Raw genomic sequence first — 15,435 nt, 5'->3', positions numbered from 1 at the left:
GCAGTCGGCATGCGGGAAGGACCGGGGGGCGTGACGGACGTCAGGCAGGCACGACAGCTGTTCGATCTGGGGATTCTGTCACTGGGGATACCGATCGACGGCCAGGAAGCGGTCCACAACATCGGGCAGGCACTCCAGGCCTTCGGTCGGGCGACAGAGTGGGATCCCGACATGGGTGACGCCTGGCTGGGACGTGTCGCCTGCGGAGACAACCAGCCGGCCGTGCTCTACCACCTGTTCCGCACCCGCAACTCGATCGGCGTGGAGCAACGCCGCGCCGGACTGCCCGAGCGCACCCTCACCGGACGCTTTCCCACCGGGCTGTACCTCGACTACCCGGTGGGTAACCGGGTGGAGGCCGCCGCGGCCTATGCCGCGAGCCTCATCATCGGTGGCGACCACGCCGGTGCCGCCGAGATCCTCGAGACGATCCCGCCCGAGGCGTCGAGCCCGATCTGCGAGTACATCCGCGCGACACTGCACTTCTCCACCCAGCGCTGGTCGGATGTACTGACCATCCTCGCCCGGTCCACGAGTTGGACCGATGAGTACATGCGCGCCGGCGCCGACATGATGGCCGGATCCGCGTGCGCTCAGCTGGGAATGTTCACCGAGGCGATCCGCCGCCTGGAGGCCGCCGAGGCCGGGCCCATACCCGCGGCGGCCACCGCGGCCATGTTCACCCACGGCCTCACCCTGCGCGAGAACGGTCACGAGGACAAGGCCAAGGCCCTGTTCGAACAGGTCTACTCCCGTGACCCCTCGTTCACCGCCAACGTCGAGGCCCTGCGCGATCCGCGCTACCGCCTGGTGATCTCGACCCCGGAGGAGATCGCCGCCCGCACCGACCCCTGGGATCCGGCGTCGGTCCCCGAACCGACTCCGGGATCCTCGTCGGCCGCAGGAACGTCGGACACCGACGCCGATCACGACGACCTGCTGGCCGAGGCGACCAGGGAACTCGAGCGGCAGGTGGGTCTGCAGTCGGTGAAGGTTCAGGTGAAGAAGCTGCAGTCGGCGGTGGCGATGGCCAAGGTGCGCGCCGATCGCGGCCTGTCGTCGAACTCGCGCAGCCTGCATCTCGCATTCACCGGGCCGCCCGGCACGGGTAAGACCACGATCGCGCGCATCATCGCCAAGACCTATTGCGGGATGGGGCTTCTCAAATCCGATTCGATCGTCGAGGCGACTCGCCGGGATCTGGTCGGCGAACACCTCGGCAGCACCGCCCCCAAGACGTCGGCGGTGATCGACCGTGCCCTCGACGGAGTGCTGTTCATCGACGAGGCCTACACCCTGATCCAGACCGGCCTGTCCGGCGGCGACGCATTCGGCCGTGAGGCCCTCGACACCCTGCTCGCCCGGATGGAGGACGACCGTGACCGACTCGTGGTCATCATCGCCGGCTACGACGGCGAGATCGATCGCCTGCTCGCAGCCAACGACGGTCTGGCATCGCGGTTCTCACGCCGGATCCGGTTCGAGTCCTACACCCCGCGGGAACTCGCCGAGATCGGCGAGATGATGGCCCACGGTCGCGACGACGTGCTGCCCGCCGAATCCGTGGAGATACTCCAGCAGGCATGTGTGCCGCTCTACGAAGGGGTGTCCACCGATCAGCTCGGCCAGCCCCGACGCCTCATCGACCTCGCCGGTAACGGTCGCTTCATCCGCAACGTGATCGAAGCTGCCGAGGAAGAACGCGAATTCCGGCTCAGTTCCGGCGATCTCGACTTCAGCGAGCTCGACGAGAACGCGCTGATGCGCATCGAGCCGCAGGATCTGCGACTGGCGTTGGACTCGGTGCTGTCGACCCTCGGCCTCCCGCACTGAGACCCGTCATACACTGGGGACCTGTCATACACTGGGGACCCGTCATACACTGGGGACCCGTCATATCAGAAGGGGCCGACCACATTCCGCGGTCGACCCCTTCTGATATGTGACCGGCGTTCCGGTGACGATGTCAGTTCGACGTCTGGTGACCGTGTCAATTCGATGTCTGGTGACGGTGTCAGTTCGACGGTTCGGTCCAGGCCACCTGGATGAGCCCCTCGCCACCCTCCTGCGATCGCGACACGAGCAGACCACGACCGGGCGGCTTCGGCGAGGCCTTCTGCGTACCGAGCAGCACACCCTCGTCCTTGCTGGCGCTCATCACCAGACCGTCGGAGGACAGATCACGCAGCCGAGCGATGATGGGGTCGAAGATCGCACGTGAGGCGCCGCCCGACCGGCGCGTGACGATGAGGTGCAAACCCACATCGCGCGCCTGAGCGAGCAGATCGACCAATGGCAGCAACGGGTTCCCGCTGGCGACGGCGACCATGTCGTAGTCGTCGACCACCACGTAGAAGTCCGGGCCGGTCCACCACGAGCGGTCCCGCAGCTGCTGCGGGGTGACGTCGGCGCCGGGGCTGCGATCGTTGAGGATGCCCGCCAGCTGCGTGATCATCGGCGCCACGGTCTGCGCCGAGGTGCCGTAACCGGCGAGGTGGTTGGTGTTCACCTCGCCGAGCAGGGTTCGGCGATAGTCGATCAGGATGATCTTGTGATCCTGCGGCTCACCGTTCTCCATCAATCCGTGGAGGATGGTGCGCAGCAGATTCGTCTTACCGCTCGCCCCATCGGCGAAGGCGAGGAAGTGCGGCTGCTTGGCGAAATCGAGCACCACCGGCGCCAATTCGGCCTCGTTGACGCCGATGACCGCCTCGTTGCGGCGCCGCTCACGCTGCCCGTAGACCGCCGCGAGCACATCCGCTCGGTCCACCCGGTCGGGCAGCATCCGGACCGCCGGTGCACGACGATCGCCGTACACCGCCGCCACCTCGGCGACCGCCGAGGCGACACCCGCCGCCAGATCGTCGGTCGAACTCGACCCGTCCAGGCGGGGGATGCCGATGAGCATGTGCAGCTTCTCGGCCGTCAGGCCGCGGCCGGGGCGGCCCATCGGAACCGTCGCGGCAATCTTGCGGTCCATCTCCGAGTCGGCCGGATCGCCGAGCCGCAGCTCGACCCTGGTGCCGATCTGGTCCTTGACCACCGGGCGGATCTCCAACCAGCGCGAAGCACTGATCACCAGATGGACGCCGAACGAGAGCCCTTGAGTGGCAAGCGAGTTCATCGATTCCTCGAGTGAATCGTACTCACCTCGGATCGTCGACCAGCCGTCGACGACGAGGAACACGTCACCGAACTCGTCCTCGGCCAGACCGGCCGGGATGTCGGTGACGGTGCCCGCGGCCACGTGCGCCTTGAGCCGGCGGAACTGCGACATCGACTCGATGCCGAGCTCACGGAAGCGGGCCTCACGCTCACGCAGGATGGTGATCACCTCGGCCACCGTGCGGCGCACCCGGTCCTCTTCGAGACGCGTCGCCACCGAGCCGACATGCGGCAACCGCGACAGGCCGGTGAGCGTACCGCCGCCGAAGTCCAGGCAGTAGAACTGCACCTGCTCGGGGGTGTGGGTCGCGGCCGCCGCCATGATGAGCGTGCGCAGCGCCGTCGACTTGCCCGACTGCGGACCGCCGACCACCGCGGCGTGTCCGGCGGCGCCCGACAGATCGACCAGCAGGGCGTCGCGCCGCTGATCGTAGGGTCGGTCGACCACACCGATCGGCAACCGCAAGGTACCCGCCAGCGTCGAGGGCTCACGCCAATCGGCAACCGGCAGAAGCTGATCCACCGAGGCAGGATCGGCGAGCGGCGGCAGCCACACCTCATGTGCGGGCCGGCCGTGTCCGATCAGACGCCGCACCACCATGTCGAGCTCGGTGATGGCCTTGCCGTCTTCCATGATCGGCCCCGACGACTCTGCCGTCGAGGGCGCCGGAATGATCTCGGTGGGCTCGAGGACCTGCCGGTCGACCTTGGCCACCGCCGAGGCACTGAACACGGTCGCGAATGCATTGGCGCTGTCGGCGTGGACGCCGGGCCGGCCACCGCGTCCGCGCGCCGGCGGCAGATACGGACCCGAGACGTAGGAGGCGTTGAACCGCACCGGATCGGCCGAGTCGCATTTGAGGTAGCCCGAACCCGGCACCGCGGGAAGGTGATAGGCGTCGGGGACGCCGAGGACGGTGCGGGATTCACTGGCCGAGAACGTCTTCAGACCGATGCGATAGGACAGGTGCGAATCCAGACCGCGCAGCTTGCCCTCTTCGAGTCGCTGAGAGGCCAGCAACAGGTGCATGTGCAGCGACCGGCCCAGTCGGCCGATCGCCACGAACAGCTCCGCGAAATCCGGCTTCTGGGAGAGGAGTTCGGAGAACTCGTCGACCACCACGAACAGCGCCGGCAACGGGTCGAGGCGGGCTCCGTTGGCTCGCGCCTTCTCGTAGTCGCCGACGTTGGCGAAGTTGCCGGCCGAGCGCAGCAGCTCCTGGCGGCGGTTCATCTCACCCGAGAGTGCGTCGCGCATACGGTCGACCATCGCCAGTTCCTCTTCGAGGTTGGTGATGACCGCGGCGACATGCGGCAGTTCGTCGAGTCCGAGGAAGGTCGCACCACCCTTGAAGTCGACGAGCACGAGGTTGAGCGCGTCGGGCGAGTGCGTGGCGACCATCGACAGCACCAGGGTGCGAAGGAATTCCGACTTACCCGAGCCGGTGGCGCCGATGCACAGGCCGTGCGGGCCCATACCGTTCTCGGCGGCCTCCTTGATGTCGATCTCCAGCGGACGGCCGTCGGAGGTGATGCCGACCGGAACCCGCAGTCGCTCACGCGCACTGCGCGGACGCCAGGTGACCTCGGGGTCGAGCGTGGCGGCGTCGGCCACGTTGATCAGGCGCATCAGCCCCGGATCCGAGGGCCCGCTCTCGGGTTCGAGGTTCACCAGCGCGGCGGCGGTCATCAGCTGGTACCCCGCCAGACGTCTGGCGACCGCCTCGGCGGTGGCGACGCTGACCGAGTCGAATTCGGCGAACTCCTCCATGCCGAAGGCACTCTTGACCGCGAGCATCCGGCCCTCGACAGCGAGCTGGATACCCTTGCGCGCAGCCAGGCCCGATGAGGGCGCGGTGAGATCGAGAACCGTCACCGAGTCCAGTCCGCCGTCGTTGATCACACGTTCGTCGCCGGCGACGTATCCGTCGGCGATCACCACCACCCACTGGACGCGGCCCTGTGCGACCGGGGCGCTGCGTGAGAAGCGGCTGCGCTCGATCAGATCGGCGTCGTTGTCTTCCTCGAACTCACGCAACGAGGTGTAGATCATGCGCGCAGGTCCGGCGCCATCACGGCGTTCGGGGTGCTGGACATGCGGCAGCCATTTCGCCCACGACCACGCGGTGGCATCGGGATCGGCGCAGATGATCGCCACACGCACATGGTCGGGACCGTGGAAGATGCACAGCTGCAACAACATCGATCGGGTCAGGCCGAGCACGTCGGCGGTGTTGCCGTCGAGGTTGATCCCGGGGAACGCCCGCATCGACACCGCCGTGGGCAGACCGCGCACCACCGAATGCATCCGGACGAAGCGGCGCAGCGCCATCATCGACACCGGCTCGAGGTCCTCGACCGGACCTGTTTCCGGCGGCGACAGCCGGGTGGCCAGGCGCTGGGCGCCCACCCCGACGCGCAGATGACAGAAGTCGGGGTCGTCGGGACGGCGCTCCCACATCCGGCGGGTGCCCACGGCCGAGATGAGTGCGCCCGGGGCGGGATGCGACCAGGTGAGTGCCTTGAGCTGGGCCTCAGCGGTGTCGTCGACGTCCTCACGCAGGCGTCCGAGGTAGCGGAGGTAGTCCTTGCGTTCCTCGTTGAGCTCGGCCGCGCGTTTGCCGCCGCCGTTTCGCCCGTTGGCGAACATGCCGACCATCGACATCAGCATCATCATCGGGAACATCAGGGTGATGGGGTTCTTCAGCGCCGACGAGCCCGCGGTGAAGAAGAGGGCCATCATGCCGAGCATCGCGATGATCATGACCACCGGCAGCAACTTGGCGAGGATGTTGCCCGGCACGTTGCGTGGGACCTCCGGCGGCGGCTGAATGCCCATCTCGCCTCCGGGCATACGTGGCCGAGCGATCCGCGCCCGCCGTACGAATCCCTCGGTGGTCATGTGTCCTCCTGGCCGTCCTGATGCGCTCGTCCCCCGTGGCCATGCGCAGGAAGCGGTGGCGTCCGGGGACCCGTCGATGGTGGGCACCGCCAACGCTCGACGGTGAACCGACCCGATGGTGAACCGACCCGATGGTGAGCCCAGTCGATGGTCACCCCGATCGATCGTCACCCCGGTCGATGGTCTCCGAAACCGCTCCACAGCGCCTCTTGCCGTATGTCGTATGAATGACGGTCATCACTCTCGGGTTCGGCGCGTCAGCTATCGTACGGTCTGGTTTTGAGCGGTGATGATCGGGGAGGATCGCGTTCACATGACAACTTCCGTACCGGGGTCATCTCTGTCGCGTGCGATGTCCGCGCCGGGCGCCACTTCGGTCCCGGTGCCCACCATCGGTGGAACACCCAGCTCGAGTACAGCCTCACGTGCCGCTGAAGCCGAGCTCTCACGTGTGTCGGTGCTGTGCGGCAACACGCAGGTCGACGTCGGCCTGCCGTCGGACGTCGCGATCGCCGCGCTGCTGCCCGAGCTGGCCCGACTGCTGCTGCGCAATGAGTTCGGCGAGGCGCGCGCGGTTCCCGACGACCTCTCTTCGCAGTGGTCGCTGGGCCGGGTGGGCGACACGCCTTTCGACGAGTCCCGAACCCTGACCGAGGTGGGCGTGCGCGACGGCGACCTGTTGGTCCTGCACACCAGCGCCGCCGGTGAACTGCCCGCCCTCTACGACGACGTCATCGACGCCGTCGCCGGCATCAACCGCCGCGAGTTCGCCGCCTGGACACCCGTGGCGGCTCGGTGGCTGGGCATCGTCGGGCTGCTCGTCGCGGCATTCAGCTCCGTCGTGTGGTCGGTTCTGGGCCCGTGGGCCTCTCATCGCATCGCCTTCACCGTGATCGCCGGCGTCGCCGCGCTGGCGTTCCTCGTCGGCGCCGCCCTGGTGTCCTCGGTCCTGTCCGACATGGGCTTCGCCGCAGCGCTCACCACGGCATCGGCGCTCTTCGGCTTCCTGGCGGGGTACACAGCGATCGGCGGCGACGACCGATCGGTCGGCTGGCTCGTCGGCTCGGCCATCGTGGCCGTGATCGCGCTGCTGTCGCTGCGTATCACCGCAGGTCACCCCTTCACCCATATGGCATTGCTCACCTCAGGTGTGCTGGTGGCCATCGGTGCGGCCATCCAGGTGCTCTGGCAGGAGCCGGTGGCCAAATCGGCCGCGATCATCGCTGTGGTGGCTCTGCTGGTCACCCTGATCGCTCCCAGGCTGACGATCCTGTTCACCCGTCTGCCGATCCCGACCGTGCCCTCGGCGGGGGTCAACCTCGAGACGCTCGAGGCCCCACAGCACAACAACGTCAACGCCGGCGTCTCGGCGATCGGGGCACTGGCCCTGCCCGAGGCCACCGCACTGGAGGTGCGCGCCAAGTCGGCCAACAGCTATCTGTCGGGGTTGATGCTCGGGTCGTCGGTGGTCACGGCGACCGCGGCGGTGATCACCGCGATCCCGCTGCACGGGTTCTACTGGCAGGGCGTGGTGCTCGCGGTCCTGGTGTCGATGGCGCTGATCCTGCGCGGACGCTCGCACGCCGATCTCGTGCAGGCCGCCACGTTGATCGGCGTGGGTCTGGCCGGGCTGCTGGCGGTGTTCGCGCTGCTGGCCTTCAGCGGCGGCGTCTGGCCGGTGGTCGGCTTCGGTCTGGCCATCCTCATCGCGGTCGCCTCGGGATACTTCGGCGTCCTCGCACCGCGCGCCGAGTTCTCCCCGGTCATGCGTCGCATCGGGGAGTTCGCCGAGTATTTGATGATCACCGCCACCATCCCGCTCGCCGCGTGGGTGCTGGGGGTGTACGGGCTGGCTCGCGGCCTGTGACCGTGTTCTCTCACAGCGCTGGTCGCCGGCTCGACGCCGCCACCCGCACCCTCATCTCGGCAGCGATCGTCGCCGCCTGCGCCGGAACGGGTGCGACAGTGACCGCGAGTTCGGCCGGCGCCGTCACCCCGCCCGTCGTGAGTGGGCCGGTGCCGTCGGCGAGCCCGATCGGACCGACCCAGCCGACCGAACAGGCCAGTCTCTGTGCGACACCGTCCACCGGCGGCGACCACACCTCGCCACCGGACTACTTCACCCAGCTGCGCATCGCGCAAGCGTGGAAGTTCAGTCGCGGCGCCGGTCAGAAGATCGCGGTGATCGACTCCGGTGTGGCGCGGGTGCCGCGACTGAGTGTCATCCCGGGTGGGGACTACGTGAGCGGCGGCGACGGCACGAGCGACTGCGACGGACACGGAACGATGGTCGCGGGCGTCATCGCCGGACATCCCAGCGCGTCGGACGGCTTCGCCGGGGTGGCGCCGGACGCGTCGATCATCGCAATCAGGCAGCATTCGGACTACTTCCGGGTCAAAGGACAGCAGGACTCCGACAACCAGCGCGGACTGACAGCCGACGAGGGTGGTTACGGCAACGTGGCAACGATGGCCCGCGCCGTGGTGCAGGCGGTCAACAAGGGTGCGACCGTCATCAACATCTCGCAGGCGGCGTGCGAGCCGGTGGGACGCAGCATCGGCGACGGGCCACTGGGCGCGGCCGTGCGCTATGCGTACCAGCGCAACGTCGTGGTGGTCGCCGCCGCCGGCAACGTCCAGGATCAGGGCAAGTGCAACATTCAGAACCCTTTGGTCAACCCCGCCGACCCGAGCGACCCGTGGGGTGGTGTTCGGATGCAGGCGAGCCCTGCCTGGTTCTCCGACTACGTGCTGACCGTCGGGGCCACCGACGGCGGCGATCCTGCCTCCTTCACACTCCACGGACCGTGGGTGGGTGTTGCCGCGCCCGGCACGGGGTTCATCTCGCTGAGTTGGAAACGCGGCGGCGATCCCATCGCCACCGGTACCACGCAGGGCAACAACGCCGACGGCAGCGCCAAACCCGCGGCACCGATCGCGGGGACCAGCTATGCCGCACCGATCGTCGCCGGCCTGGCCGCGCTGATCAGGGCCAAGAACCCGGGGATGTCGGCTCACGACGTGATCGAACGCATCGAACGGACCGCCCACGGTTTCAGCGACGGACGCGATCAGGCCGTCGGGTACGGCGCGATCGATCCGGTGGCTGCCCTGTCAGACAGCCTCCCGTACACACCCAACACGCGAAACGTGTACGCACAGGAGGAGATCGCGCCGCCGGTGGTCGTACACACACCGAGCGACACCCCGCGCTACGTCGCACTCGGTGTCGCGGCCGGTGCTGTCGTCGCCGCAGGCGTCATCTGGCTCGCGGTGGCTCCACGCCGCCGGGCAAAACGACTGCGCGAAGACATCGACTACTGAAAGTCGACCGTCAGATTCACCTCACCGACGCACCGGATCCCGGTCGCACGTGACCGCACCATGTTGTGCGGACCAGGATCTCAGTTGCCGTCAGATGCTGAGGCGCCCGAGTCCTGGTCGCCGGGAATCGCCTCACCGGCAGTGCCCTCGAGGTCGGTGTGGGCGACCAGCGCGGCATCACGCGAGAGCGTCGGACCGGCAGGCAGCAGCGATATCACGCCATAGGGGGCACTCTTGGGGGCATCGGTGAACCCCAGTGGCTTCGTCAACTCCCCGGGGACACCGAACCGGGTGCCGGTGTCGGCGACGTAGAACTGACCGTCGGCCCGGGTGCTGTCGGGCTCACTGCCGGTGGCCCGCACGAAATAGCCGGCGCCGCCGGGGATATAGGTGACGTCGGCCGCCGTACCGTTGCCGGTCGCACCCACCACGTTGACCATCGTCGCCGACGACGACAGCGGGTATCGGTCACCGATCAACGTGGCCACCGACGCCTTGTCATCGCCCTTCTTGCTCCAGGAGAAGCACAGCACGTGCTGGCTGGTCCCGTCGACGATCGTCGGCCGGGTGGCCGGGATGGCAGACAGATCGAGATCGGAGACCTGCCTGATGTCGGCGATCGCACCCGGCGCCACCTTGACCACCGATTCGGTGGTGTTCTTGTCGCCCCCGTTGAGGATGACGTCGCCGGCGACCTCGGAGATCTGCTGGATGCCGTCGTCGAGCACCACGTAGAGCGTGCTCTCCGAGGTGCCGTCGACCTGGATCACCGATCCGATGCGTGCACCGGAGAGATCCCACGGCGCCGGCTTGCCGCGATCGGGGATCTGCGGTGCGTCGATGTCGGGTGCGGTTGCCATCGCGTTGAGGACCGCCGCGCTGATCGGCCGGGGATTCGCATTCTGCAGCCCGAGCGCCTGTCGGATGGCGAACGAGTACATGTCCACTTCAGCCACATGCCCCGCGGTCACCAGGTATTTCTTGCCGCCGTTCTCGGCGAGCAGCGCCTGGGTGGGGCCGAGTGCGCTCAGATGTGCACCCGAGTCCAGCGGGCCGCCGATGACACCAACCTGCAGCGAACTCTCGGGGTTGGCGGGCTCGTCGGCCTGGTCACACGCGGTCCACGTCGACGTCGCATCCTTGTGGATGTTCAGCGACGACGGCGCACCTGGGATGCCGATGGCGGGCCCGCGCTTGTAGCCCGAGAGAACCGATTCCTTCACCGCATTCGGATCTTCGGGGCTACCGGTGGCCAGACGTGCCGACGCGAGGTTGAGGGCGGGGTGCAGGGTGTCGTTGATGATCGTGTACAGCGCGCCGGAATCGCGGTCCAAGAGGATCTTCGAGTCACCGACCGACCCCTGCGGACGAAACACCGCAAGGGCGACCGATGCACCCACCACCAGCACGGTGATCACCAGTCCGACCATCACCGAACGGATGTGACCGCCCATCGGGTCGTGGATCATCCGGACGTCGCGGCGAACCAACGCATGCTCGAGGCGCCGGAAGAGAAACCGGTAGCCGTTGACCTGAGTCTTCGTCGTCCGCTGCGCCATCTGCTCTCGTCCACCCCACCTACGAAAATGTCAGCCCGAAGTGTAGGGGACGTGGTCTGCGAGTCGGACAGCGAACCGGCGTCGAGGTGTGCCGATCCATTCGGCCGGATGACCCGCTGTCGGTCATCCGCACGACAGTCGGTCATTCGCCCGGAGGGCAGGTGCAGGCGCAGTCCCGTCTCACCTGCTCGGGCGATCGGGCGGCTTGTTATCGTGTCGGCCGTGAGCAGCAGCCCGAATCGCGAGTCCGGCCTCGTGCCGAAACGATCCCTGATCGGCAGCGTGCTCCCCCTCGCCGACGTCATCCTCATCGAGTTGGTGGCACTCGTCATCTTCGCGGTGCTCGCTTCACAACACGTGTCGATGTCGATCACGGCCGGTGTGACCGCAGCGGTGGCCGTGGTGGGTCTGGTGCTGGCGGTCGTACGCCCCGGCGGGGTCGCACTCCCCCAGCGGTTGCGCCGGCGGTTGGCCTACACCCGTCGCCCGCGTGCCGGGGCGGGCGATCACCGGCCCGAGGCCCCCTTCGACGTGCCGACTCTCAATGGCGACCTCGTGGGGTTGCGCTGGGACGGCGGCAAGGTCATCTCGGTGATCCGCATCAGCCGGACGCCGGAGCTGTTCGCACTGTCCCCCGAGGCCGGCATCGTCTCCAGTCGTGGTCTGAGCCTCGGTGTGGTCGCACGAGCGCTCGACCAGTTCGACATCAACGTCGAATCGATCGACGTGGTCAGCCACGGGTGGCGAGTGCGCGGCGCACACCATCTGACCCAGCCCTACTCCGACCTGATCGGTCCGCTGCCGGTGATCTCCCACCAGGACGTGTGGCTGGTCATGCGACTGGATCCGCTGCTGTGCCCCGACGCGATCGAGGCCCGCGGCGGCGGGTCGACCGGCGTCATCCGGACCGCCACCACCGCAACTCGTCGCCTGGCGGCCGCACTCGCACTGTCGGGTTACGTCGCCACCCCGCTCAACGCCAACTCCATCAGTCGACTCCACGGCGAGGTGGTCGACCACGTCGATCCCGACAGCGCCGAAGAGCATTGGAATGCGGTCACATTCGGCCAGTACGCCACGGTGTCGTATGCGCTGAGCGGTCAGCTCGACGAACAGACCCTCACCGACATCTGGACCACGCCCGCGGTGTCGACGGTGGTCACCCACTCGATCTCCACCGGCTCGCGCCGGACACGTGGTCGCGACGCCGGCGACTTCGCGGTGCGCACGGTGGTCCGCTACAACGGCGTGAACGCCGACGAGACCGTCTCGGTCGCCGGCCTGTCGCGTCTGGACGGCGACCAGCGCCCGGCCCTGCGGATGACGTTGCCGGTGGCACACCCGTCGCTGCCGCTGGTCCCGACCTTCGGCGGACAACTGGCCGACCTCGACGCGATCCGCGTTCCCGACGGCGGTTGCGGGCAATTGCTCGGCGCCGATCGTTCCGGCCATGCCGCGGCGATCAACCTGTTCGGTTCGGATGTGCGACGCGTGCAACTGCACGGCAGCCTCTACCTGGCACAGCAGCTCGTCGCTCGGGCCTCGGCGATCGGTGCCCGCATCCTCGTACACACCGACCGCCCCAACTCCTGGCGGCGACTGGTCGAGTCGGTGGGCAATCCGGCGCTGCTGTGGGTGTCGTCGTGGCAAACCACTCAGCGCAACGCGATCACCACCTATGACCTCTGTGTTCTCGACAGTGCCGCGGCCATGGAGGAGCCGTCGATCAATTCGCATCTGCGCGTGCACCGCACGCCTGCCGAATCGGCGGATGTGCCGGTGGGCGTCGACGTGCTGCTCGTCCAGGATCCCGCGACGCCCTCGTCGGTCACGGTGGTCACCCGCACGCACAGCGAGCGCGTCTCGCTGGTCGCGATGCCCAGTGAGAACCAACTACTAGGCAACGTCTCCGAGGAGCCCGAGCCGGTGGCCGTCGGCGCCGGAGCCGCTGGTCGCGCGTCGCAGAACCGACGCTTACACGCCGGCCCGGTGTCGGGTGGATACCTGCAGGGCGGCCAGACGCAGCAGGGCTACGGTCCTGGTCCCGGTGGCGGTCCTGGTCCTGGTGGCCCTGGTCCCGGCGGTTCCGGTCCCGGCGGGGGTTCCGGTCCGGGTGGGGGTCCTCGTGGTGGTTTCCCGCAAGGGCCGGGGACTCACAGTCAGGGTTATCCGACCGGGCGCGGACACGGCTCGCCGCAACCCGTTCCCCAGCAACCGATGCCACAGCGGCCTATGCCGCAACCGCCCATGCCACAACAGCCCATGCCACAGCAGCCGGGATCACGTCCCGGTGCTCAGCAGCGGCCACCACAGCAGCCCCAGCCGGCCCCGGGCAGACATCCGCAGAGCGGCAACCATCGCAGCGGACAACCGCCACAGCCGGCGCCTGCGCGTGACGGCATGCCCTCTCAGCAGCGACCGCAGGGCCAGATGCCGCCGCGTCGTCCGCAACCCCCGCAGAACAGCGGTAACACCGCTCCCCAGCGACCTCGCGACGGACAGGGCTCACACACCCAGGTCGGCGGTCAAGGACAGGGTCGGCCGGATCAGCGCGGGCAGGGCCAGGGTGGACAAGATCAGGGTGGGCACCATCGCCCCACCCCCACCCGCCCGACCCCCCATCGAGCCGACGACTGATCGCCGCGTCCTGATCCCCAACCAAGGCGAACTGGTTGCGGGAGAGTGCGTTCGCATCGTGAACTGATCGCGCGGAACTCCTCGCAACCAGTTCTGACAAACGCACCCACTGCACAGGTCGCGTACACGAAAACTGGATGCATACGCACCCGCGCAACCAGTTCACAGCGCGCCGAGCAGCGCGCTCCGCGCGCGCCTGACAAAACCGCACCGCCGGCGAGGAGAACCTCGCCGGCGGTGCGGTGTGAGAGGGCGGTGAGAGCCGGTGGTCAGCGGCGCAGATCCTTGCGCAGGATCTTGCCTGCCGACGACTTCGGGATGGCGTCGATGAACTCGACGCGCCGGACCTTCTTGTATGGGGCCACCTTGCTCGCGACGAACTCCATCACGTCGGTGTCGGTGAGCTCGACATCGGGCTGGCGGACCACGAATGCCTTCGGGATCTCTTCTCCGTCATCGTCGTTGACGCCGATCACGGCGGCATCGGCGATATCGGGGTGCGTCAAGAGCAGCGCCTCGAGTTCGGCGGGCGGCCTCCTTGAGGCGATCGACGATGTAGACGCAGCCGTTGGAGTCGACCTGGGCGAGGTCACCGGTGTGCAGGTATCCGTCGTCGTCGATCGTGGTCTTCGTGGCATCCGGGTTGTCGAGGTAGCCCGCCATCACGTTGGGTCCCTTCACCCATAGCTCGCCGGGCTCGCTGAGACCTTCGGCCGGGATCTCGATGTCGTCACCCGTCGCCGGATCGACGATCCTGTTCTCCGAGTTGGGAACCGGCCAGCCCGAGGAGTCCAGCGGCGCGGTGACGCCGAACAGAGCCTGACCACGGTCACGCGTCATGCAATGACTGACCGGGCTGAGCTCACTCATGCCGTAGCCCTGCATCATGACCAGGTTCAGTCGCTTGGCCACCGCCTCGCCGAGTTCGGAATCCAGCGGTGCCGCACCTGACATGACGGTCCTCAACGAGGACAGGTCGTAATTGTCGACGATGGGATGCTTGGCCAGTGCCACTGCGACCGGCGGTGCGATGAAACCGTAAGTGACACCGTACTTCTCGATGTTTCCGAGGAATTCCGGGAGGTCGAAGCGCGGCATCACCACCAGTGTCGCGCGCGCGTTGAGCGAGGCGTTGAGCAGCACCGTCATCCCGTAGATGTGGAAGAACGGCAGGATCGCGATGATGTTGTCGTCGGGGGTGGTGTCCTGCAGCGGCTGGATCTGCGCGACATTGGCCACCAGATTGCGATGGGTGAGCATCACACCCTTGGGGTTGCCGGTGGTCCCCGAGCTGTAGGGCAGCACTGCCAGGTGCGTGGCCGGATCGATGTCGATCTCCGGCGCCGGATGCGCGGGACCGAGGATGTCGGCCGCGTTGGCGTGGGGGCCGGCTGCCAGCCCCTCGCCGTCGAGCACCCACACGTCGGAGTCGTCGAGGCCGGCGATGTGCGCGCCCTCGATCGCGTTGGGGTACAGCGCATTCACCGTGACGAGCAACTTCGCCTTCGACGCGGTGAGCTGCTTGGCCACTTCGGGTCCGATGAACAGCGCGTTGAGCGTCGTCGCGGTGGCACCCGACCGCAGGATGCCGTGGAAGGCGATGGCGAAGGCAGTCGAATTGGGTGCGTCGAGGGCCACCACGTCGCCGGGTCCGATCCCGCGAGCCGCGAGCGCTCCGGCGAAGGCATCGATCTGCTGCTTGAGTTCACCGTAGTTGGTGGTGGTGTCCGACCAGGCGTCGATCATCGCGGGACGGGCGGCGTCCTCCTCGGACAGTTCCGCGAACAGTAAGTCGTAGACAGTCGTCTCCGGGATGACGACCTCGGCATACGGACTCTTGAAAGACAT

General features: G+C 67.7%; 6 protein-coding genes and 1 pseudogene. 4 read left to right on the top strand and 3 right to left on the bottom strand.

What is annotated here, in order from left to right; translation table 11 throughout:
* The first annotated feature begins 30 nt into the window (after positions 1-30).
* A complete protein-coding gene (gene eccA, locus IEW22_RS10160) occupies positions 31-1,833 on the top strand; it encodes a type VII secretion AAA-ATPase EccA (protein ID WP_188586497.1) in 1,803 nt (600 codons plus the stop codon).
* A gap of 181 nt (positions 1,834-2,014) precedes the next feature.
* Here the strand turns inward: eccA and eccCa are convergent, their stop codons facing one another.
* Entirely contained in the window at positions 2,015-6,067 is a 4,053-nt protein-coding gene (gene eccCa, locus IEW22_RS10155; RefSeq protein WP_188586496.1) for a type VII secretion protein EccCa, read from the bottom strand.
* 313 nt (positions 6,068-6,380) lie between these two features.
* Here eccCa and eccD point away from each other — a divergent pair, with 313 nt between their 5' ends.
* Both eccD and mycP read left to right on the top strand, forming a co-directional pair.
* Positions 6,381-7,934 (top strand): type VII secretion integral membrane protein EccD, encoded by a 1,554-nt coding sequence (eccD, locus tag IEW22_RS10150; protein WP_188586495.1) that lies wholly within the window; start codon positions 6,381-6,383, stop codon positions 7,932-7,934.
* Complete coding sequence (gene mycP / locus IEW22_RS10145; RefSeq protein ID WP_229742425.1) at positions 7,931-9,391, top strand: type VII secretion-associated serine protease mycosin; 1,461 nt, start codon at positions 7,931-7,933, stop codon at positions 9,389-9,391. Before eccD ends, mycP begins: the two co-directional genes overlap by 4 nt.
* Before the next feature lie 80 nt (positions 9,392-9,471).
* Here the strand turns inward: mycP and eccB are convergent, their stop codons facing one another.
* Positions 9,472-10,950, bottom strand: a complete 1,479-nt coding sequence (gene eccB, locus IEW22_RS10140; RefSeq protein WP_188586494.1) for a type VII secretion protein EccB — start codon at positions 10,948-10,950, stop codon at positions 9,472-9,474.
* Between the two features lie 222 nt (positions 10,951-11,172).
* On the opposite strand from eccB, the gene eccE reads away from it, so the two are divergent.
* On the top strand, positions 11,173-13,587 hold the full coding sequence (gene eccE, locus IEW22_RS10135) for a type VII secretion protein EccE (protein WP_188586493.1): 2,415 nt from the start codon (positions 11,173-11,175) through the stop codon (positions 13,585-13,587).
* Positions 13,588-13,856: 269 nt separating this feature from the next.
* On the opposite strand, the pseudogene IEW22_RS10130 reads toward eccE, so the two are convergent.
* A pseudogene (locus tag IEW22_RS10130) lies at positions 13,857-15,435 on the bottom strand (AMP-binding protein).

The organism is Gordonia jinhuaensis, from assembly GCF_014639795.1.
Classification (GTDB): Bacteria; Actinomycetota; Actinomycetes; order Mycobacteriales; family Mycobacteriaceae; genus Gordonia_B; species Gordonia_B jinhuaensis.
This window is presented reverse-complemented; position numbering and strand designations above follow the sequence as displayed.